Raw genomic sequence first — 21,258 nt, forward strand, 5'->3', positions numbered from 1 at the left:
GGGGCTCCTTGCTCTGGGGGATCCGGGCCGTCACCGGTGCGGTGCCGTGCGCCGTGGCGGGGTGAAGCGGACCGGGGCGTCAAACGCGGCACGGCGGGCGGCGCGGCGCAGCACCGCCAGGACCGCCGGGCCGACGAGGAGGATCGCGAGAAGATTGGTGATCGCCCGCCCCGTGTCCCAGCCGAACGTGGACGTGGTGAGGGTGAAGAGAAAGAAGGTGTGCAGGTTCTCCAGGAGCGGGGCGCCCGCCGTGAAGGAGAGCTGGGTGCCGGGGCCGGCGGTGAACGGCCAGAACCACATGTTCATGATGAAGCCGAACACATAGGCGGCGAGCACCCCGTACGCGGCGAGCATGGCGATCTCCGCCTTGCCCCGCACCCGTTGGGGCAGCAGCCCGGCGCCCAGCCCGATCCAGGCGGCGGACACCATCTGGAACGGCAGCCAGGGCCCGACGCCCGCGGTCAGCAGCGCGGAGGCGAAGAGGGAGACGGCGCCCAGGGCGAACCCGAAGCCGGGGCCGAAGACCCGGCCCGCCAGCACCAGGAGGAAGAAGACCGTTTCGATGCCCGCCGTGCCCGCGCCGAGCGGGCGCAGACCGGCGTTGACGGCGGACAGCACCCCGAGCAGGGCGAGCGCCTTGGGGTCCATACCGCCGGAGGACAGTTCCGCCAGGACGACGGCGAGGATCACCGGCATCGCGAGGAGGAACAGCAGCGGCGCGTCGGCGGCGTGTGCCGTGGCCGCCGGCTGCGGGGGTGCGAACAACGGCCAGCAGAACATGGCCAGTCCGGCGAGGGTGGCCAGTAACAGGACCACCGAGGTGCGCGGTTCGAGGCGGATCACCGAGGTGCGGCGGCCGGACGGGCGCTCCGTGGCGGCGCGGGCCGCGGGGTCTTTCCCGGGGTCCGGCGCGGTGTCCTCCGGCGCCGCGGGTGCGGCGTCGGTGGGGCGCGGCGGGTGGTCCGCCGGGCGGGGGCCGCCGTCGGTCCCGGCGGTCATGTGGGCACCTCCTCCGTGGCCAGCGCCCGGACTATCTGCTCGACGGTCAGCCAGGGCTGCGGTGCGAGGACCTTCGCCACCTGAGGGGCGAACGCCGGTGAGGAGACGACGACCTCGGCGGTGGGGCCGTCGGCGACGATCTCGCCCTCGGCCAGCACCACCACGCGATCCGCGGCCCCGGCCACGAACTCCACGTCGTGGGTGGCGACCACCACCGAGCGCCCCTGCGCGGCCAACTCCCGTACCACGTCGGTGAAGCGGCGTTTGGCGTGGTAGTCGAGGCCGCGGGTCGGCTCGTCCAGCAGCACCACGCCCGGTGCCGCGGCGAGCTGCACCGCGAGGACCAGGGCGAGCTTCTGGCCCTCGGAGAGGTCGCGGGGGTGCCGGGTGCCGGGGATGCCGGGGGCCAGGGAGTCGAGCAGGGCGCGGCAGGTGCCGGGCGGGGCGGTCGACTCGCGGTCGCTCTGGGCGCATTCCGCCGCCACCGTCTCCAGATAGAGCAGGTCGCTCGCCGTCTGCGGGACGAGTCCGACCAGGGACCGCGCCGTCCGCGCGGACGCCGTACCGGGATCGGTCCCCGCCACGTCCACGGTGCCCGAGCGGCGTGGCCCCGAGCCCTGGAGGGCCCACAGCAGTGAGGACTTGCCGGAGCCGTTGCGGCCCATCAGCGCGGTGACCTCGCCGCGGCGCAGGTCGAGGTCCAGCTCCCGCACCGCGATCGTCGGGCCGTGGGCGACGGTGACCCGCCGGGCGGTCAGCCGCACGGCGCCGGGTGCGGCGCCGGCCGGTGCGGGGGTGTGCGCGGCGAGCCGCGCCCGCAGTTCACCGGCGCGGCGGCGGGCGTCGCGGACGGAGAGCGGCAGCGGCCGCCAGCCCGCCAGGCGCCCCAGCCGCACGACGGGCGGTGCGACATCGCTGTCGGCCATCAGGTCGGCGGGGTGGCCGTCGCGTACGCCGCCGTCCCCGTCCAGATGCAGCAGCCGGTCGGCGTACTGCACCACCCGCTCCACGCGGTGCTCGGCGACCAGCACCGTCGTCCCGAGGTCGTGCACGAGGCGGATGATCGCCGCGAGGACGTCCTCGGCGGCGGTCGGGTCCAGCGCCGATGTCGGCTCGTCCAGGACCAGCACCCTGGGGTGGGTGGTGAGCACGGAGCCGATGGCCACGCGCTGCTGCTGGCCGCCGGAGAGCGTGCGCAGCGCGCGGCGGCGCAGCTCGGCGATGCCCAGCAGGTCCAGGGTCTCCTCGACGCGTTTGCGCATCACCTCCGGGCGCAGGCGCAACTGCTCCATACCGTAGGCGAGTTCCTCCTCGACCGTGTCGGTGACGAAGCCGGCCAGCGGGTCCTGGCCGACGACGCCGACCAGATGCGCGAACTCCTGCGGCGGGAAGTTCTCGGTGCTCTGCCCGGCCACGCTCACCCTGCCGTGCAGCCGGCCGCCGGTGAAGCGCGGTACGAGGCCGTTGACGGCGCCCAGGAGGGTGGATTTGCCCACGCCGGTGCGCCCGGTGACCAGGCACAGTTCGCCCTCGGCGATGTGCAGGCCGACGTCGCGCAGGGCGGGCCGCCCGGCCCCGGGGTAGGTGAAGGTCACCTCGTCGAACCGGATCACGCGACCGGCTCCCCGACCCGGGCCCCGGTGGCGGCGGGCGCCGCCGTGCCGTGGGGCGCCGGCTCCGCGGCGAGTTCGGGCGGCGGCGCCAGCCAGGCGGGCAGCGCGCCGAGCAGGATCGCCACGGTGGGCAGCAACGAGACCTCCGGCCAGGTCAGCGGGTTGAGCGAGGGGTAGAGGTGGGCCGCGTTCACCTTGGTGGTCACGGACATCAGCGCCGCGGCCAGCAGGCCCGAGCCCACGACGACCGCTTCGCCCGGCCGCCAGCGGTCCGGCCGGTAGCGGGTGCGCCGCAGCCGCCGTCCGCCGAGCAGGAATCCGGTGGTGGCGACGGCCAGGCCGGCGAGCAGCATCGGTGCGCCCAGATAGCGGGGCGAGGCGGCGTCCATGACGCCATAGAGCCCGGCGCACACCCCCAGCAGACCGGTGATCACCAGGAATCCGGTGAGCAGGCGGGCGCCGGGCGCGGTACGGCCGGTGCGTCCGTAGCCGTGCGAGGCCATGGCTGCCGCGAGGGCGAGGGACCGGTTGAGGGCGTCCTCCAGCACCGGGACGAGGATGCCGCGCAGGGCGCGCAGTCCCTTCTGTCCGCCGGCCCGCAGCCGCCGGGCGCGGCGGACCCGCAGGACGCTCTCGACGAGTTGCGGTGCGAAGGTCAGCGCGACGACGACCGCCGTGCCGATCTCGTAGAGCGCGCCCGGCAGTGTCTTGAGCATCCGTTTGGGGTTGGCCAGGGCGTTGGCGGCGCCGACGCAGACCAGCATGGTGGCCAGCCGCAGTCCGTCGTAGCAGCCGCCGAGCAGTTGCTCGGCGGCCACGGGGCCGAACAGCCGGATGCCGGCGGCCCATTCGGGCAGCGGGAGCTGCGGCAGTGTGAACAGGATGTGCTCGCCCTGTCCGCCGCCGAAGACGATCCGGAAGACCACCCGCATGGTGACGATGAAGGCGCCGAGCAGGACGTACATCCGGAAGGCGAGTGCCCAGGGGGCGTCGCCGCGCCGTCGCACCACCACATAGCCGCAGACCGCCAGGATCATGATCAGCAGCAGTGGGTTGGTGGTGCGGCCGGCGCAGGTGGCCAGGCACAGCGCCCACAGCCACCACGCGCCGGGGTGCACGGTGCGGGGCAGCGGTCTGCCGAAGGGCAGCAGGCGGTACGTCATGCGGACCGGTCGGCTCGGGCGGCCCGTCGTCGGCGCCAGGCAGTGGCGCCGGCGGCGGCCGCGACCAGGGCGGCCGCGGCGGCTCCGGCCACCGTGCCGACGGGGATGCCACCGTCCGGCGCGGCGGCGGCCGGTGGCGGTCCGTCCCGGCGGCCGGTCCACCCGGCCGCCGGGGTCGGCTCGGCCGCGGTACCGGGCAGCGGCCCCTCGGATGCCGTGGGCGAGGGGTCCGCGGTGTGGTCCCGCGGTGTCTCCGTCGCGGGCTCGGACGGCTGGTCCGGCCCGGCCTGCGGTCCGGGGGTGGCGGCCGTCCCATCGCGTCCGGCGGAGCCGTCCGGCCGCCCGGCCGTGGTGGGGCCGGTGGCGGGTGCGCCGCCGCCGGACGTGGTCTGTCCGCCGCCGGACGTACCGGGGCCGCCGGCCGGGCCGCCCGTCCCCCCGCCGCCGGTGGTGCCGGCGCCGCTGCCGCCCGACGAGCCGTCGGCGGCGGGGCGCAGCGGTGCGATGCGTGGTGCCGTCCTGGTGTCCTCGGACCGATTCCTGGCGAACGACCAGCCCTCGAAGCTGCCCGGCGGCGGTTTGCGGTTCGTCACGCCCCACTGGCTGTAGGTCCACGGACCGCCGTTGCCGGCGTGCCAGTACGACCAGTAGGCGGTGGCCGGCGGGGTGTCGACGCAGGGTTCGCTCTCCGGGCCGGGCAGTCCGTCGATACGGCAGACGAACGCCTCGCCCCACCGGGTGGTGCCGGTGATGTGGATACCCGCGTTCTTCAGCGCGGTCAGCCCGGTGGCCTGGTCGCCGGGCGCGCAGCGGACGAGGGAGGGGCCGCCGAGGTCCTGGAAGTCGATGACGACGGTGACGCCGGTGCCGTCCTTGCAGTAACCGGCGCTGCCGCGGGTGGTGTCGACCAGCGCGGTCCGCGCCGCCGGGTCGGCGGAGACCGTGGGGGCGAACGCCGCCGTGGCGCCGAGGAGCAGCGATATGCCGGCCGCGAGCGCCGCGGCCCTTGGTCGGTGGCCGGCCATCAGATGCCTTCCGGACGGGGCCGGCATCAGGACCCACGAGCCACCCCGGCCGCACGGCAAACCCCTGACGCGCATTCCTTGCAGAAAGCGGCAGGGGCCGGCGAACAGGGCGTTCGGGCTCCACGCTGCGGACCATGACAGTGAGAAGCGGTGCACGTAGCGCACTGGGCGGTCCGGCTCGCAGCGTCGGTGCGCTGCTCACGGTTGCAGGTCAGCGCCGGATTCCCACCGGCTTTCCCCACTGCGTACGCATGAAGTTGTCGGCCCGTCACCTGACGGAACCAGGCAGTATCGTACGCCCGTTCCCCTATGCCCACCAGACCCGCGGCCGGATGCCCGCCGGTGGGCGGCGGCACCTGCTTGGGAGCCCGTTTTCCGCGATAAGAGGAACCTGTTCTCCGCGGCGATCCGTTGATCTACAGTGCCCGGGAAGCTCCCGTCACCTGGTGACCTGTAAGGATTCCACGCATATGCCGACCGAGACATTCGAGTTCCAGGTAGAAGCACGCCAGCTTCTGCAGATGATGATCCACTCGATCTACTCGAACAAGGACGTGTTTCTGCGCGAGCTGATCTCCAACGCGTCCGACGCGCTGGACAAGCTCCGCCTCGAAGCCCTGCGCGACGACACGCTCGGGGCCGACGTGTCCGACCTCCACATCGACATCGAGGCCGACAAGGACGCCCGTACCCTCACGGTGCGCGACAACGGCATCGGCATGTCGCACGACGAGGTCGTCCGGCTCATCGGAACGATCGCCAACTCCGGTACCGCGAAGTTCCTCAAGGAGCTGAAGGAGGCCCAGGACCCGGCCGCCGCGGAAGGGCTCATCGGGCAGTTCGGCGTCGGCTTCTACGCCAGCTTCATGGTCGCCGACGAGGTCACCCTGGTGACCCGGCGCGCGGGCGAGAGCAAGGGCACCCGCTGGGCGTCCACCGGCGAGGGCACCTACACGATCGAGACGGCCGACGACGCCCCGCAGGGCACCTCGGTCACGCTGCGGCTCAAGCCGGCGGACACCGAGGACCAGCTCTTCGACTACACCTCTCCCTGGAAGATCAAGGAGATCGTCAAGCGGTACTCGGACTTCATCACCTGGCCGGTCAAGATGGCCGCGGAGCCCACGGCCGACGCCGAGGGCGGCGCGGACGGCGAGAACGCTGAGAACGCTGAGAGCACGGCCCCGCCGGAGCCCGAGACGCTCAACTCCATGAAGGCCCTGTGGGCCCGGTCCCGCGACGATGTGTCCGATGACGAGTACCACGAGCTGTACAAGCACATCAGCCACGACTGGAACGATCCGCTCGAAACCATCCGCATGCAGGCGGAGGGCACCTTCGAGTACCAGGCGCTGCTCTTCATCCCCTCGCGCGCACCCCAGGACCTGTTCTCGCAGGGGCACAAGCGCGGTGTGCAGCTCTATGTGAAGCGCGTCTTCATCATGGACGACTGCGAAGCGCTCATGCCCGAGTACCTCCGCTTCGTCAAGGGTGTCGTCGACGCGCAGGACCTCTCGCTCAACGTGTCGCGCGAGATCCTCCAGCAGGACCGCCAGATCCAGCTGATGCACCGCCGGCTGGCGAAGAAGGTGCTGTCCAGCATCAAGGAGATGATGGCCGCCCACCCGGAGCGCTACGCCACGTTCTGGCGGGAGTTCGGCCGGGTCCTCAAGGAGGGTCTGCTCGGCGACTTCGACAACCGCGACGCGATCCTCGGTGTCTCCTCGTTCGCCACGACCCACGACGAGGCGGAGCCGACCACCCTCCAGCAGTACGTGGAGCGCATGAAGGAGGGGCAGCAGCACATCTTCTTCATGACGGGCGAGTCCCGTGCGGCGATCGAGAACTCGCCCCATATGGAAGCCTTCCGGGCCAAGGGCGTCGAGGTGCTGCTGCTGACCGATCCCGTCGACGAGGTGTGGGTCGACGCCGTCCCCGAGTTCGACGGCAAGCAGCTGCGCTCCATCGCCAAGGGCGAGGCCGACCTCGACACCGAGGAGGAGAAGAAGGAGGTCGAGGCCGAGCGGGAGAAGCGGCAGCAGGAGTTCGCGGAGCTGCTGACCTGGATGACGGCGCGGCTCGGCGAGGACGTCAAGGAGGTCCGGCTCTCCTCCCGTCTCACCGTCTCCCCGGCCTGCATCGTCTCGGACACGCACGATGTGACCCCGGCCCTGCAGAACATGTACCGCGCCATGGGCCAGGACATGCCCCGTACCAAGCGCATCCTGGAACTCAACCCCGGCCACCCGCTGGTCGCCGGCCTGCGGACGGCCCAGGCCGAGCGCGCGGACGACGCGGACCTCGCCGAGACGGCCGAGCTCCTCTACGGACTGGCACTGCTCGCCGAGGGCGGCGAACTGAGCGACCCGTCCCGCTTCACCAAGCTGATGGCGGACCGCCTGGAGCGCACCCTGTAGGCACCTGTGGGTACCCGGCCGCGGGGCAGGCCGACGAACGCCTGCCCCGCGGACCGGTGCGCAGAGCGCGCGCCGGCGACAACGCGGCCGGCGCCCCCATTCCCCGGCCGTTCGGCATAACTCCCGTGAATCGACCGGGATTTCAGCACTCCCCCGACGGCCACCGCGCAACCACCTCCGCGGGAACAGCGGACTTCTCCTCTTCGGCTTTATCCGGTCGGCCCGGAAAACGGGAACGGCCCGCGGAGCGGAACGCCGGTGTCCGGTACGGCGATTCACCGGCCGGCCCCGCCCGTAACGCCCCCGACGGCAATGTCGTGTAAATGTTCTAGCCACTTCGAACCATACGGGCTAAGATCCTCGGTAACCGGCAACGCACGGCCCGTTCCGCGGACTTGACCTGGGAGGCTGCAATTCCATCCATCGGTCTCCTTCTGCGATTTCGGCCTGTCCCGTCCTGCTGACGCAGTACCGCTCGCGAGAAATTCCGCGCGAGGGTAAAGGCGACGAGACGCCGTCGCGTTACCGAATGGGCGCGGCCTGACGTGCCTTTCCGGCGCAGGCCGGGCCCGGCAAGAATATGCGGCGGAATTCTTTCACCCGCATACGTCACATATGAGTACCCGATCTTCCCGCAATGCGCTTTCGCGCACTACACGAAGAGTAAGGAAATCTCGATGACTACTGCCCTCCTCGCGGCCGAGACGGATCTGGATCTCGACCTCGCCGACCTCGACCTGGACATCCAGACGGCGGTCACCGGCGGTGCGAACGCCCCGCTCGAACCGACGATGTTCACGTTCATCACCTGTGACACCGGTGGCGCCACGGGCACCTCGTGCGCGTTCACCAACGGCTGCAACCCCATGTGCTGCTGACCCCGGGGTCCTGAACCGACCGGACTCACGGAGTCCTGAACGTCCAGGCCGCAGGCCGCCATCGGCGACACCCGCCGATGGCGGCCCCGGCCGCCTGACCCGACCGGAAAGAACCTCAGCATGACGCGGCGCAGCCCCTTCACAGCCGTCGGACCGGTTCTCCTGCGGTCCGCCGCCCTCCCCCACGACACCTTCGACGAGGCCGTCGAGGGGTTCGGGCGCACCACCGCGCCGACCGACGCGGAACTCGTCGCGTACCTCACCGGTATCGCCGCGCATCCCGTGCTGCGCGAGGCCATCGCGGTGTCGAGTGACGCCCTCTCGGCGGAGCTGGACAAGATCGCGGGCGGTACGGCGGTCAGCCGCAAGAAGCTGATCCGCGCGGCGATATCCGTCACCCGCTACGCCCGGCGGATCACCGGCCGGCCCACGCCGTTCGGCCTCTTCGCCGGAGTGTCGGTGCCCGGCGGGCAGGACCGCCCGGCGGACGCCCCCGCCGCCGGTGCCGCGGTCAAGTCGGCCCGCCCCGACGCCGGCTGGTTCGACGGGCTGGCCGCGAAGTGGCTGGCCGACCCGGATGTCCGCGGCTCCTTGCACGTCGTGCTGAACAACCTCTGCTTCGTCCGGGGCGACCGGCTGGTACTGCCGCACGTCCGGCTGCGCAGCGCGGGCGACGAGAAGGCGACCACCACCCGGCAGGCGAGCGAGGAACTCTCCCTGCGGTGCACACCGGTCCTGTCCTGGGTCCGGGAAGCGGCCGCCCGCCCCGTGCCGTACCGGGAACTGCTCGCCGCGGCCGTGGCGGCCCACCCCCGCCTCGGCGAAGCCCGTCTCGAAGCCTTCCTCGGCAGCCTGGTCGCCCACGAGGTCCTGCTCACCCAGCTCGCCCCGACCCGGCTCGACGATCCCTACCTGGAGTCGCTGGAGCGCGTCCTGCCCGCGGACTCGGACGAGCGCGCCCACCTGGCGGCGGTGCGCGCCGCCCTGGCCACGTACGGCGGTACCGCGCCGGGCGAGGGCCGCGAGCCGTGGCGCCGTCTCGTCGAGGTGTCGGGCCGGGCGCACCGCTCCCGGGCGGTCGCGCCTCAGGTGGACCTGCGTCTGGACACCGATGCCGAGATTCCCCCGGCGGTGACCGAGGAGATCGAGCGGTACGCCGCGGCGATGTGGTCGATGTCGCCGAAGAACGAGTCCTACGCCCATATGCGGGGATACCGGCGCGCCTTCCTCGACGCCTACGGGCAGCACGGCGCGGTGCGGCTCGCCGAACTCGTCGACCCGCACCGCGGACTGGGCTACCCGGACACCTACCTCCACCCGAGGACCAGCAACGAGTTCCCGTCCGGGAAGCGGGCCGCGGCCGGCGCGGACGACCGGATCCAGGCGCTGGCCGATGTGCTGCACCGGGGCCTGGCCGATGAGCGGCGGGAGGTCGTCCTCACCGAGGAGGACGTCCGGCGGCTGACCGTCGATCCGGACGCGCCGGTCCCCGCCTCGCTCGAACTCTGCTTCCAGCTCCTGGCCGGCAGCGCGCAGGACCTGGCGGCCGGGAGATTCGACCTCCTCACCACCCCGTCCGTGGGCACGCCCACCGCCGGCGCGATGGCGGGGCGGTTCGCCGCGCTCACCGACAGCGCCGAGGACCTCGGCCGGCTGATGGCGGACACGGACGGCGCACTGGCCGCGCAGGTGACGTTCCGCCCCGTGCTGCCCCGCGCGCTGAACGTGATGCAGGTGCCCGACCTCCTCCCGCATTCGATCCCCGTGGGGACCTTCGGCGATCCGGGCGGGGAGGGCTGTATCGACTGGCGGGACCTCGTCGTCGCCGCGGACGGCGACCGGCTCCGCCTGTACCGGGAGACGACCGGCCAGGAGATCCGGCCGGTGATCCCCCATGTGCTGTCGCTCGGCACCGCCGCACCCAATCTCGCGCGCCTCCTCGGGGAACTCCCGTACTGCGGTGAGGACAAGACCTGGCAGCCGTGGGACTGGGGACCGTTCGAGCACCTCCCCTGGCTGCCCCGCGTCCGGCTCGGCCGGGTCGTGCTCTCGCCCCTCAGCTGGCGGCCGAGCGCGGCGATGCGGGAGAGCGCGGGACGGGGCAAGGACTGGGGGCGGGCGGTGGACGCCTGGCGGACCGGTGCGCGCGTCCCCGACCGGGTCACCGTCGGCCAACGCGACCAGCTCTGCGAACTCGACCTGGGCAACGCCTTCCACCAGGAGATACTCCGCCGCGAAATCGCCCGGGGCCGGGTGACCGTCGCGGAGAGCCCCCGGGACTCCGGCGAGGTGTACGGCTGGCTGGGCGGCCGGAGCAACGAGATCATCGTGCCGCTCCGGGGCGCACCGCGGCCGCCCGGCGCGGAACCGTCGGCGGCGGAGCTGGACGTGCAGCGCCTCGCCAACAGCGCCGCCGCGACCGCCCATCACCCGGGCGGCGAATGGGCCTTCGTCGAACTCCACGGTGTGCCCGAGGTCCACGAGGAGCTGCTCACCCGCCACCTCCCCCCGCTGATCGACCGCACCGCCGGGCGGGTCGACCGCTGGTTCTTCATGCGCTACCGGGAGGCGGGCCACCACATCCGGCTGCGGCTGCACGGGGACCCCGCGGAGCTCGCCAGCACCGTGTGGCCGGAGCTGCTGGGCTTCTGCGACTCCCTGAAGAAGGCCGGTCTCATCCGGGACTTCAAGGTCTCCTCGTACGCACCGGAGGTCTCCCGCTACGGCGGGCCGGAGGGGGTCCGGCGCGCCGAGGAGTGGTTCTGCGCCGACAGCGGGCTGGCGACCGGTCTGCTGACCCTGTTCGCCGGTGGCGGCGGCGTCCGCAAGGACCTGCTCCTGCTGGCGGGTTACGTCCATCTGCTGGAGTCGCTGGGGCCGTGGGACTGGTGTTCCTGGGTGCACCGGTCGCTCCCGAGGGAGAACGGCGCCGCGCCCGCCCGGTCCGATATCGCGGCGGCGGCGCGGCTGGTGCCGCCGGGGCGCGCCCGGGAGGAGCTGGCCCGGGTGCTGCCCGCGCCCGCACTGCCGGCGCTCGACCGGGTCGCCACGACGGCGCGCGGACTCGGTGAACTGCTGCTGCCCGGTATCGGCCGGTACGCCGGACGGGGCTGGCAGGACACCGCGGTGGCCAGTCTGCTCCATATGCACCACAACCGGCTGTACGGCATCGACCCGTACAGCGAGGCGCGCAGCCTGGCCCTGCTGGCGCACGCGGCCCGTGCCCACCTCGGCAGGGCCCGGCACACCGCACCGTCCGGCGCCGCACCGGCGGCGACGGCCGAGGAGAGGAGCGGGCAGTGACCCCGACCGTGCCGGTACCCCGACACCGGGACCGGGCCCTGGCGCTCGTCGACACCCTGGCCGACCGGTTGCGCGACCCCGCGCGCCTGCCCCACGCCACCACCGGGACGGAGCCCGCCGACCGCTGGAAGACCACGTCCCTCGCCAGCGGATACGCCGGTATCTCACTGCTCTTCAGCAGCCGGTCCGATGCCGAACCGGATGACCGGCGTACCGCGCACCGGTATCTGGGCCTGGCCGCGGACAGTCTCAAGAGCCAGCCCAGGCCCCACTACGGCCTGTTCTACGAGATCGCCGGCCTGGGGTTCGCGCTGGACCTCGCCCACCGGGCCGGCGGGGGCTATGCGAAGGCCCTCGCCTCGCTCGACGCCCGTGCCGCCGAGGGCGCCCGCGGCCTGTGCCACGTGGTGGAGACCGTCCCGCTCGGCCCGATGGCCCGGTTCGACGTCCTGGACGGCCTGGCCGGTCTGGGCCGGTACCTGCTGCTGCGCGGACTCGGCGGCTCCGCCGAGATGGAGCGGATCCTCACCGCCCTGGCGGCCATGCTCGGCACCACCGAGCACGTCGGCCGCCAGGTCCCCCGCTACTGGTCGACCACCCCGCCGAACTGGTACCCGACGACCGACCGCGCCCTGCGCGAGTCCGGCCACCTCAACCTGGGGCTCGCCCACGGCATCGCCGGACCGCTGGCCCTGCTCTCCCTCGCCCACCGGCAGGGCGCCGTGACCGACGGCCAGGAGGAGGCGATCCGCCGCCTGGTCGGTCTGCTGGACCGGTTCCGGCAGACCGATGAGTACGGCGTCTTCTGGCCCCATACCGTCTCCCTGGACACCTTCGAGGGCAACGCGCCCGGCGCCGGCCGCGGCCGGGTCGCCTGGTGCTACGGAACCCCCGGCATCTCCCGGGCCCTGCAGCTCGCCGGGCAGGCACTGGGGCGGGAGGACTGGCTGCGCCTGGCCGACGACTCGATCGGCGCGGTGGCCGCCCTCCCCCTGGACGCCTGGCGGGCCGATCACTGGTCGCTGTGCCACGGGTGGGCCGGTGTGCTGCATCTGCTCCGCTTCTTCACGGACGGGCCCGTCGGCGCGCGGGCGGACGCGCTCATCGACACCGTCGCCGAGCGGATCCTCGACGGCTTCGACACCGCCGGCTGCCCGCCGCTGGAGATCGGCCACGACGGTCTGCGCCCCGGCAACGAACCGGCCGGATTCCTGGAGGGCGCCGCGGGCCTCGCCCTCGCCCTCGACTCCTACGCACGTCCCGGGCGGACACTGCCCTGGGACACCGTTCTGATGGTGAACTGAATGCCCCGCACCCCTGCCACGCAGACGTCCGAAGAGCAGCCCCTCGCCGGGCGGTCCGCCGACGGGTCCGGACCCGACCGGGGCTCAGGAGCGGCACCGGCACCGGGCGGCACCGTCCGGTGCGGCGCACTCGATCTGCCGCTCCCCCGGTTCCTGCGCGCCGTGGCCGACCAGTTGGAGGGCACGGACGCGGCGCCGCCCGACGGACTGCTCCCGGCGGCCGAGGTCTTCCTCGGCGCCGGCCTGCCCGCGCTGCGGGCCGCCGACCGCCCGCACGCCTGGCTGGAGTACCGCCTGCTGACCTCGCCGGCGGCCACGGGGGCACCCCACCTCTACGCCGCCCTGCTCGGGACGGTGCGCGAACTCCTCGCCGAAAGGACCGTCGAGGACTTCTTCTTCGTCCACAAGACCCCCGGCCTGCGGGTGCGCTTCCAGACCCGCCCCGACCTCCGGGAGCGAGCCGCCGGCCTGCTGGCGCGGACCTGGGACGACTGGCGGGCCCGCGGCATCCTCACCGGCGTCCACCACGCCGTGTACGAACCGGAGCAGCACCTGTTCGGCGGCCCGGAGTCGATGCGCAGTGTGCACCGCGTCTTCACCGCGGACTCCCTGGTCTGGCTCCGGCACCTCTCCCTGGCCCAGCCGCCCGCGCCGGTGTGGGCGCTGTCGATGGCCATGATCCGCGTCCTGTTCACGGAGCTGCACATCACGGACTTCGAGGACCGGGACGTCTGGGACCGGATGCGGTGGCAGGTCGGCCGGAGGTTCACCGGGGACCCGCCCGCCGGCTGGGCGGACACCGCGGCCAGGCTGCGCCAGGTCTGGTACTCCCCCGAGCGGCTCGACGCGCTCCGCGGCCCGGCCGTCGAGGACGACTTCGCCGCGTTCCGCGAGTCCGTCGCGGAGATCTGCGCCCAGTGGCGCGCGGAGTACTTCACCGGGCCAGGCGCGCGGGTCGGCCCCCGGGAGGCGGCCGCCTTCCTCCTCGTCTTCCACTGGAACCGCGCACGGCTGCCGAAGGACTGGCAGATCGGCATCACCGAAGCACTGGTACAAGGACCGGCGAAGGACGGGGCACATGACTCCTGACGTACACGGCGCACCCACCGGCGGCGACGCGTTCGGCGCCATGCTCCAGGACTGCTGGGCGGGCGGCGGAGCGGGCAGCGGGGTCCGCGAACTCCTCGAACGGGACGACGGGCAGCTCTACCACTCGGACGCGGGCCTGTACTTCACCGCCGCCGACGCCTGGCCGGACGTCGACCGGGAGCTGCTGCGCCGGGTCCGCGGCACGGTCCTCGACATCGGGTGCGGCGGCGGCCGCACCATGGCCGAACTCCAGGGGCGCGGACACGAGGTGCTCGGCGTCGACCCCTCCCCGGGAGCCGTCCGCCTGTGCGGCGAACGCGGACTGCGCGCCATCGAGGCCACGGCGGCCGATCTCGGCGCCGTCGACGGCGAGTTCGACACCCTCGTGATGACCGGCAACGGGCTCGGCTTCCTCGAAAGCCGCGAACAGGCCCCGCGCGTCCTCAAGGAGCTGGCGCGGGTGGCCCGGCCCGGGGCGGCGCTGCTGGGCACGACGTTCGACCCCGCCCGCCTGACGGCACCGTCCGAGACGGAGTACCGCGCGCGCAATGTGGCGGCCGGCCGTCTCCCGGGGCAGTGGCGGATCCGGGTCCGCTACGCCGGTCTGGCGACCGACTGGTTCCGCTACGCCTTCCTCTCCCCCGACGACCTGGCGGAGCTCACCGCCGGCTCCCCCTGGCGCATCGAGGAGATCCACTCCGGGGACTTCCACTACCTGGCCCATCTCGTCCTGGACTGATCCCGCTGGGCGGTGCCACCAGGCGTCACCAGGCGCCGCACGGACAGCACCGCGGGGCGCCCGTGGCTTCCCGGGCACCCCGGCGCGCCCGTGGGCGGGCCGGGGTGCCGCCCGCGTCAGGGCGCGGGTTCGAAGTGGAAGGCGCTGATGAAGCAGTCCCGGGGCTGGTTCACCGCGAAGGTGATGCAGTCGACGAGTGACTGGGCGGTCAGGGTGTTCTCCGGTCCGCGCGGGGCCGTCTCCCACTCGGGCGAGAGGGGGTCGATGTTGTCGAAGTCCGGCGGGAAGAGGGAGATGACGCGGACGCCCCGCTCGCGCAGCCGCTTGGACAGGATGCCGGTGAAGGCGCTCTGCGCGCCCTTGGCGGCGTAGAAGGCGTCGTGTGCGGAGGAGCCCGCGAAGTTCGGGACGCCGCATACGGAGACCATGGTGACGATGTCCGGCTGCGCCGAGGCGAGCAGCAGCGGCAGGAAGTACTTGGTCGCCAGCACCGTGCCGGTCGCGCCGGATCCGGTGGTGGCGAGGATCGCCTCGTCGTCGGCCGACAGCAGGTCCTCGCCCTCCAGCCAGGCGGCGCCGTTGTTGATGAGGAGGTCGACGTGGTCGGTGTGTTCGCGGACCGCGTCGGCGAACGCCCGGACCGATTCCGGGGAGCTGATGTCGCAGGCGAAGGCGTGGACGCGGTCGTGGCCGAGCGCCCGGATCTCGTCCCGGGTCCGCTCGGCGCCCGCCAGGCTGCGGGCGGAGAGGTAGACCTCGGCGCCCAGCCGGGCGAAGGCGATGGCGAGGGTGCGCCCGAAGTCCCGGGCGGCACCGGTGATGACGACGCGCCGGTTTTCGATGGTCATGCGGATGGCTTTCTGTTCGGGAGCGGGAGGCGAGATCAAGGGGGCAAGAGGCAGGGGTGGGTGACAGGCCGCCGGGCCGCCACAGGGTCCGGTGGTCAGGTGCTCAGCTCGAAGACGCCCGCGCGGTTCAGTTCCTGGCAGCGTGCGATGTCCGCGCGGAGTGCCGCCTCGTCGCGGTTGCGCAGCAGCACCGTCAGCGGTCCGCCCTCGATCGAGCGCTGCACCACCTCGTCGCCGGGTGCCGGGGCCTCCAGTACGCCCGCGTAGGAGCCGAGTGCCTGGATGGTGTCCAGATGGCGGATGCGGACGAGGCGGCCGGGGCGGCGGGTGATGAAGGAGTAGTCGGCCAGGAAGCCGGCGCCGTACCCGGCGAGTTCGCGGGCCAGTGTCGGCAGCGGTTCACCGCCGGCCCTGGGTGCGAACTTCACGACCTTGCACGTCCGCTCGCCGAGAACCAGCTCGAAGGTCACCGGCCCCGCGCGCAACCCGGCGGCCTCCACCACCGGCTGAAGGCGGTCGGCGAGGCCGCGCACCGTCGGCGCGTCCGGGGGCACGTTGATCACGCTGGTGAGGTACGCGAACGGGCCCTCGTCGAGGCAGAAGCACTCCCAGCGGTCGGTGAGTTCGAGCCGGCCGCCGGTCACCCGGCCGCCGGCGAAGTGCGGGACGCCGGCGACGTGGTCGTGCGCGACCAGGCGGGTGCCCCGCGCCCAGAGGTCCGCCGTCTCCCGTTCCGGCAGCGGCGCACCGGCGCGGCACAGTACGGCGGAGCCGAGGTCGTCGGAGAACTCCGGGCGCAGCACCACGGTGCCGCTCCGCGCGGCCAGGTGGCCCGGGAGCTGCTCGGGAGCGGTCAGGACGGTGAGGTCGAGGGCCAGGTCCGGATCGGCCGCGGCGACCAGATCGCGCTGGGCGACCTTGCCGGCCCACGGGTGGGCGGCGGACTCGGGCGGGGGCGTCGGGGACACGGCTCTCTCCTCGGTGAACGTCGGGCTGCGGACGGGGTGGTGGGACGCCGCGGACGGGGAAAGCCGTACGGGGCGGCCGGGGATGTGTAGCCGTACGGGCCGGCCGCCCCGCCGCGTCAGTCGCGTCGCAGGTGGGCGGGGAGCGCGATGTCCGGGGGCAGCGCCGGGTCGGGTACGAGCGCGCCGCGCACGGTGGTCAGCGGCAGTACGCCGGCCCACAGGCCCAGTTGCGCGTCGGGGCTGTCGCCGTCGTCCGGCGGACCGGTGCGCACCTTCACCGACGCCTCGTCGAGGCCCAGCGCCAGCAGGGAGGTCGCGGCGAGTTCCTTGCGGCTGGGGCGCCGTGCGTAGTCCCACTGGCCGGGGGCGGCCTGTTCGGTCAGGACCCGCAGGCCGGTGAGCTTCTCCGCGTCGTCGGTGACCTGGCGCGGTACGCCGTAGATCATGGCGCAGCGGTAGTTGATGCCGTGCTCGAAGACCGACCGGGCCAGGACCACACCGTCCACGTGCGTGACCGTCACACAGACGGTCCCGTCCGGGGCCTGTATCAGGCTGCGGCTGGCCGACGAGCCGTGCAGGTACAGGGTGTCGGCGGTGGCGCCGTACACGGTCGGTACGACCATGGGGGTGCCGTCCACGAGGACGCCCAGGTGGCAGAGGAAGCCCGCCGCCAGGACGGCGTCGAGGTCGCTGCGGGCGGTACGGCCCTTCTCCTTCATGCGGCGCAGCCGGGTGCGGTCGGTGACCGGCAGCTCGGTGTGCGGCTGTCCGGCGGCCGGGAGTTCGGTGCCCGGGGGGCGGGGCGGCGGGTTGTTCAACGTATGACCTCTGTCGGTGCGGGCGGTACTGGCTGTCCGGTGTCCGCGGTCCCGGTGGGGTCCGCGTGGTCCGTCCGCAGCAGCCGCCGGACCGCCGCCGCAGCTTCGGCGGCGGCACCGGGTGCCGTCTTGAAGCCGGCACCGGACCAGCAGGCCGCCACCACGACGCGCGGTTCCCCCGGGAGCGGTCCCAGGAACGGACCGTCCGGATGGTACAGATCGGCGCCGAACCTGCCCAGGAGATAACGGGCTTGGCCGATCCACGGCCAGCGGCGGACGGCGCCGGAGCGGATGTGGGCGATCTCCTCGCCGGTGAGCTGCCCGCCGCCCGCGGCGGGTACGTCCCATTCGTCCACCGGGCGTCCGGTGAGGTGTCCGCCGGCCGCCGGGCCGCCGGTCTGGGGCCGTCCCCACATACCGGTCGTCAGATCGCTGACGGCGGGCAGCCGGCGGCCGCCGAGGTCGAAGAAGGCGTACCGGATGCGCTTGGTGCGCGGTGCGCCGCGGCCGGGGCGCACCGGCAGGCGGTCGCCCAGCAGGGCCGGGGTGCCGCTGCCCGCCGCGACCACCGCGCACCGCGCGGTCACGGCGCCGGCCGGGGTGACGGCGCGGACGCCGCGCGGGTGCGTTTCGAGTGCCACCACGGGGCCGGGCAGCAGGGTGGCTCCGTACCGCAGGGCCCGGGTGCGGTAGTGGGCCGCGGTGGCGGGCGGATCGGCGTAGCCGCCGCCGGGCTCCCACACCGCGCCGGCGATGCCGTCGGCCGCCAGGTCCGGCCAGCGGTCGCGGACCTCCGCGGGGCCGAGGAGGTCCACGGTCACCCCGGCGTCGCGCAGCTGCGCGAGACCGCGTTCGGCCTCTTCGACGTCCCCGTCACCCAGCAGGACGAGGGAGCCGGTGCGACGGAAGCCGCAGGCGGCGCTCTGTCCGGCGGGATTCCCCCACAGCAGCCCGTGGCTGCGGACGGCCAGGGCGCGCATCGCCGGATCGGGTTCGTAGGCCCGGACCAGGCCGCCCGACCAGTCGGTGGCCGAGGCGGTGCCGGGGCCGGGCGCGGTCATGGCGACGGACAGTCCGGCCTCGGCCAGGTGGGCGGCGGTGGCGGCGCCGACCACACCGGCGCCGACGACCACCACGTCCGGTCCGGGCGCGGGACCGGGCGCGGGGGACGCCGCCCGGAGCACCGGTACGACTTCCCAGCCCGCGGCGCCGTCGGCGTCCACCGGGTCGCCGTCCGCGTCGAACGCCAGGCCCGCGTGGGCGCGCAGGGCGGCCAGCAGCCGGCCGCCGCGCGCGCCCGGGTCACCGGCGAGGGCCCGGACCAGGCAGCCGAAGGCGGCGTCGACGTGGGTGTAGGGGCCGCCGCGCAGCCGTACGACGCGGGCGCCGCGGGCCTCGTCGGCGCCCAGCAGCCCGGCGAACTCGGCCACGGCGCAGTCGTCGGTGAACAGCAGCCGGCCCGCGAAGCCGGCCGTGCGCAGCCGCCGGGCGGTGGCCGCCGCCCCGAAGTGCGTGCCGCAGACGACCAGCGCGGCCGGGCCGTCCCGGCGTACCGGTGGCGCGGTCCGCCAGGCGGCGCGGAACCGTTCGGCGAGCCGGCGTCCGTAGTCGGTGCCGTCGTCGGCGACCGCCGGGGTGCCGGTCGCCTCGGTGGCGCGGCGCAGCGCGGCGGGCTGGCCCGTGTCGAGCGGGCACCAGCGCAGCGCGCCGCCCCCGCCGCCGCGGAGCAGGCCGGGGGCGGTGGCCAGCGGCAGCAGTAGCGGCAGTCCGGCATCGCGGTAGACGGGCAGGGCGTGGCCGGCGCCGATGCTGTTGAAGTGCCCGACGACGGCGGCGTATCCGCCGTCGCCGGTCACCGCCTCGGCGACGGCGGCGGCCCGTCCGGCGTCCCCGCGGTCGTCGTGGCGCTCCCAGGTGATCCCGCGGTCGCGGTGGGCGTCCGCCGCCCGGGTCAGCAGTTCGCCCCAGGCGGCGCGCGGTCCGCTGAACGGTCCGACCACCGCGACGCGCAGCGGCCCGGCCGCCGCGGCGGGGTGTGAACCGGCCGCCGCGGCGGGGTGCGGGCCGGCCGTCTCAGCCACCGAAGACCGGTCCGGCCGGCGGGTCGAGGCGGCGGCCCGGTTCGGGTGCGGCGAGGGCGGCCGCGGTGACCGGGCGGCCGGGCCGCTCGCCGAGCAGGGCGGCGAGGCGGGCGGCGCCGGCCGGCATGACCGGGGCGGCCCAGGCGGCCAGCGCCGCGGCGGCGGCGAGCTGGGCGGTGAGGGCGGCGCGGTGGGCGGCGGCGCCGTCGGGGCGGTCGCGTTCGTGGGCGTGCACATGCCCGAAGTCGGCGGTGCGGGCCACCGCGTCGTCCAGCAGCGCCACGGCGCGGCGCGGGTCGAACCCCGCCGTCCCGTACGCCTCGCGCAGTTCCGCGACGGTGCGCAGCAGCCCGGCCCGCAGCCGCTCCCAGTCGGGTCCGGCGGGCCGTTCGGCGGGCACCCGGCCGTCGCAGTCCCGTGCGACGGCGGCGCACAGCCGGTGCAGCCAGCCGTCCCAGCCGGTGCGCAGGTGGCCGATGGTGCGGTCCAGGTCGGCCGGGGCGAAGCTGGTCTGGCGGCCGTCGGGGCGGTCGGCGAGCACATGGTGGCGCAGGGCGTCGGAGCCGGCCCCGGCGAGCGCGTCGTGGGCCCAGACGGCGTGCCGCCGGCTGGTGGAGAACTTCTGCCCGTCCAGTTGGTAGAACTCGTTGACCACGAAGGCGGTGGGCAGCGGGAGGGCCGCGTCGTACGCCATGAACAGGGCGGGGAAGAGCACGGCGTGGAAGTAGCCGTTGTCGAAGCCGAAGAACTGCACGGGTCCGGTGGCCGGTCCGCCGCCGGGCCCGCGCCGGTCCGACTGGTAGAGGTAGCCGGGTGCCATCTCGCACCACACGTAGGCGCGCTGGTCGGTGAATCCGTCGACGGGCACCGGGACGCCCCAGTCGGCGGGGTGGCTGACGGCGATCTCCGGCAGTCCGTCGGCGAGCATGGTCTCGCACAGCACCCGCAGATGGGGCGGCATGCGGACATCGGCCCAGAAGGCGGTGAGCCGGTCGGCGAAGGGCGCCAGCGGGAAGTACAGGCGGGTGCAGTCGCGCAGTTCGGCCGGGAGTCCGCAGGTCTCGCAGTGCGGATCGGTCAGGTCGCCGCAGTCGTTGGGGCGGCCGCAGGGTTCGCAGGCGTTGCCGTGGGAACCGGCGCCGCAGTGCGGGCACTTGCCGGAGACGTACGCCTCGTACAGCCAGCGCCGGCAGCCGGTGCAGTAGGGCAGCGGGCGGGTGCGGGCGACGAGGTGCCCGGCACCGTGCAGCCGGCGCAGGAAGTCCTGGACGAACGCGGGGTAGTCCGCGTCGCGGCGGGGGTGGACGATGCGGTCGAAGGCGACCTCGGCCGCGTGCCAGGTCCGTTCGATGGACGCGCCGTAGCCGTCGGCGACGTCCTCGCCGGTGCGGCCGTCCTTGGCGCCGCGTACCGGCACATAGCTCTGGTGGTCGTCGAGTCCGGTGGTGTAGCGGGCCTCGACGCCGTCGGCGGCCAGGAAGCGGCGCAGCACGTCCCCGGCCACGTACGGCCCGGCGATATGGCCGACGTGCAGATCGCCGTTGGGGGTGGGGGGTGTCGCGGTGATCCAGACCGGGGCGCTCATGCGCCGGACCGGGGGCCGGGCTCCGGTCCGTCCGGCTGCGGTTCGTGCAGCGGCCAGTACAGGGAGACCCAGACGAGGGTGTCCGTACCGGGGTTGTGCACCACGTGTTCGTGCTTGCGGGGCAGGACGACGACGTCCCCGGCCTCGAACGTGCCCTCCTCGCCGGCCAGGTCGAGGCGGCCGGCGCCGGACGTGATGATCATGACCTCGTCCTGGTCGTGGCAGTCCGGTGCGGAGCTGGCGCCGGCCGGCAGGAAGCAGGCCATGGCGCCCAGCGGGGGTTCCTCGTCCTGGCCCTGCCAGGGGATGACCCGCTGGCAGGCCATGCCGAACTCACGGGTGGCCGCGTCCTCGTTCAGCCGAAATTTCGTGATCATAAAAGGTATGCACCCCGAAAGTTGATCCGGCACGTCGTCCGGAGATCCGGA

The 21,258-nt window shown here is 73.9% G+C and carries 16 protein-coding genes; 6 read left to right on the forward strand and 10 right to left on the reverse strand.

All coding sequences use genetic code 11. The annotated features are described in order from the left end of the window. Positions 1–30 precede the first annotated feature (30 nt). From IH09_RS15175 to IH09_RS39910, 4 genes are read right to left on the reverse strand one after another with little or no spacing between them, the layout of a single operon-like run. On the reverse strand, positions 31–999 hold the full coding sequence (locus IH09_RS15175; RefSeq protein ID WP_110952308.1) for an ECF transporter S component: 969 nt from the start codon (positions 997–999) through the stop codon (positions 31–33). Next, a complete protein-coding gene (locus IH09_RS15180; protein ID WP_052856757.1) occupies positions 996–2,612 on the reverse strand; it encodes an ATP-binding cassette domain-containing protein in 1,617 nt (538 codons plus the stop codon). The genes IH09_RS15175 and IH09_RS15180 overlap by 4 nt, the downstream gene beginning before the upstream one ends. Further along, a complete protein-coding gene (locus IH09_RS39905) occupies positions 2,609–3,775 on the reverse strand; it encodes a CbiQ family ECF transporter T component (RefSeq protein WP_052856758.1) in 1,167 nt (388 codons plus the stop codon). The genes IH09_RS15180 and IH09_RS39905 overlap by 4 nt, the downstream gene beginning before the upstream one ends. After that, positions 3,772–4,800, reverse strand: coding sequence for a hypothetical protein (locus tag IH09_RS39910; RefSeq protein WP_052856759.1), 1,029 nt, complete (start codon positions 4,798–4,800; stop codon positions 3,772–3,774). Before IH09_RS39910 ends, IH09_RS39905 begins: the two co-directional genes overlap by 4 nt. Before the next feature lie 470 nt (positions 4,801–5,270). Here IH09_RS39910 and htpG point away from each other — a divergent pair, with 470 nt between their 5' ends. The 6 genes from htpG (at position 5,271) to IH09_RS15220 (ending at position 14,530) form a co-directional block, all read left to right on the forward strand. Then, positions 5,271–7,217, forward strand: coding sequence for a molecular chaperone HtpG (htpG, locus tag IH09_RS15195; RefSeq protein WP_052856760.1), 1,947 nt, complete (start codon positions 5,271–5,273; stop codon positions 7,215–7,217). Between the two features lie 677 nt (positions 7,218–7,894). After that, entirely contained in the window at positions 7,895–8,095 is a 201-nt protein-coding gene (locus IH09_RS15200; protein WP_052856761.1) for a hypothetical protein, read from the forward strand. Positions 8,096–8,215: 120 nt separating this feature from the next. Next, the gene (locus tag IH09_RS15205; protein WP_052856762.1) at positions 8,216–11,398 is read left to right on the forward strand and encodes a lantibiotic dehydratase; all 3,183 of its coding nucleotides are present in this window, start codon (positions 8,216–8,218) and stop codon (positions 11,396–11,398) included. Further along, entirely contained in the window at positions 11,395–12,702 is a 1,308-nt protein-coding gene (locus tag IH09_RS15210) for a lanthionine synthetase C family protein (RefSeq protein WP_052856763.1), read from the forward strand. Before IH09_RS15205 ends, IH09_RS15210 begins: the two co-directional genes overlap by 4 nt. Continuing rightward, complete coding sequence (locus IH09_RS15215) at positions 12,703–13,791, forward strand: thiopeptide-type bacteriocin biosynthesis protein (RefSeq protein WP_052856764.1); 1,089 nt, start codon at positions 12,703–12,705, stop codon at positions 13,789–13,791. It begins immediately after the preceding gene. Further along, entirely contained in the window at positions 13,781–14,530 is a 750-nt protein-coding gene (locus tag IH09_RS15220; RefSeq protein WP_052856765.1) for a class I SAM-dependent methyltransferase, read from the forward strand. Before IH09_RS15215 ends, IH09_RS15220 begins: the two co-directional genes overlap by 11 nt. Before the next feature lie 116 nt (positions 14,531–14,646). Here IH09_RS15220 and IH09_RS15225 read toward each other — a convergent pair whose 3' ends face one another. The 6 genes from IH09_RS15225 to IH09_RS15250 form a co-directional block, all read right to left on the reverse strand. Then, complete coding sequence (locus tag IH09_RS15225; protein WP_052856766.1) at positions 14,647–15,378, reverse strand: SDR family oxidoreductase; 732 nt, start codon at positions 15,376–15,378, stop codon at positions 14,647–14,649. Positions 15,379–15,473: 95 nt separating this feature from the next. Further along, positions 15,474–16,346, reverse strand: a complete 873-nt coding sequence (locus IH09_RS15230; protein WP_052856767.1) for a hypothetical protein — start codon at positions 16,344–16,346, stop codon at positions 15,474–15,476. A 116-nt stretch (positions 16,347–16,462) separates the two neighbouring features. Then, the gene (locus tag IH09_RS15235; protein WP_052856807.1) at positions 16,463–17,065 is read right to left on the reverse strand and encodes a pyridoxamine 5'-phosphate oxidase family protein; all 603 of its coding nucleotides are present in this window, start codon (positions 17,063–17,065) and stop codon (positions 16,463–16,465) included. A gap of 95 nt (positions 17,066–17,160) precedes the next feature. Next, positions 17,161–19,245 (reverse strand): FAD-dependent oxidoreductase, encoded by a 2,085-nt coding sequence (locus IH09_RS15240; protein WP_052856768.1) that lies wholly within the window; start codon positions 19,243–19,245, stop codon positions 17,161–17,163. Continuing rightward, on the reverse strand, positions 19,238–20,830 hold the full coding sequence (locus IH09_RS15245) for a class I tRNA ligase family protein (RefSeq protein WP_052856769.1): 1,593 nt from the start codon (positions 20,828–20,830) through the stop codon (positions 19,238–19,240). Before IH09_RS15245 ends, IH09_RS15240 begins: the two co-directional genes overlap by 8 nt. After that, on the reverse strand, positions 20,827–21,207 hold the full coding sequence (locus IH09_RS15250; RefSeq protein WP_052856770.1) for a cupin domain-containing protein: 381 nt from the start codon (positions 21,205–21,207) through the stop codon (positions 20,827–20,829). The genes IH09_RS15245 and IH09_RS15250 overlap by 4 nt, the downstream gene beginning before the upstream one ends. Positions 21,208–21,258 lie beyond the last annotated feature (51 nt).

It is taken from the genome of Streptomyces celluloflavus, from assembly GCA_000720995.1.
GTDB lineage: Bacteria > Actinomycetota > Actinomycetes > Streptomycetales > Streptomycetaceae > Streptomyces > Streptomyces celluloflavus.

Bases quoted from the DNA above. Each gene is read 5' to 3' on its own strand.
- IH09_RS15175 (WP_110952308.1), bottom strand. From the start codon at position 999: ATGACCGCCGGGACCGACGGCGGCCCCCGCCCGGCGGACCACCCGCCG.
- IH09_RS39905 (WP_052856758.1), bottom strand. From the start codon at position 3,775: ATGACGTACCGCCTGCTGCCCTTCGGCAGACCGCTGCCCCGCACCGTG.
- IH09_RS39910 (WP_052856759.1), bottom strand. From the start codon at position 4,800: ATGGCCGGCCACCGACCAAGGGCCGCGGCGCTCGCGGCCGGCATATCG.
- htpG (WP_052856760.1), top strand. From the start codon at position 5,271: ATGCCGACCGAGACATTCGAGTTCCAGGTAGAAGCACGCCAGCTTCTG.
- IH09_RS15200 (WP_052856761.1), top strand. From the start codon at position 7,895: ATGACTACTGCCCTCCTCGCGGCCGAGACGGATCTGGATCTCGACCTC.
- IH09_RS15205 (WP_052856762.1), top strand. From the start codon at position 8,216: ATGACGCGGCGCAGCCCCTTCACAGCCGTCGGACCGGTTCTCCTGCGG.
- IH09_RS15215 (WP_052856764.1), top strand. From the start codon at position 12,703: ATGCCCCGCACCCCTGCCACGCAGACGTCCGAAGAGCAGCCCCTCGCC.
- IH09_RS15220 (WP_052856765.1), top strand. From the start codon at position 13,781: ATGACTCCTGACGTACACGGCGCACCCACCGGCGGCGACGCGTTCGGC.
- IH09_RS15225 (WP_052856766.1), bottom strand. From the start codon at position 15,378: ATGACCATCGAAAACCGGCGCGTCGTCATCACCGGTGCCGCCCGGGAC.
- IH09_RS15235 (WP_052856807.1), bottom strand. From the start codon at position 17,065: ATGAAGGAGAAGGGCCGTACCGCCCGCAGCGACCTCGACGCCGTCCTG.
- IH09_RS15245 (WP_052856769.1), bottom strand. From the start codon at position 20,830: ATGAGCGCCCCGGTCTGGATCACCGCGACACCCCCCACCCCCAACGGC.
- IH09_RS15250 (WP_052856770.1), bottom strand. From the start codon at position 21,207: ATGATCACGAAATTTCGGCTGAACGAGGACGCGGCCACCCGTGAGTTC.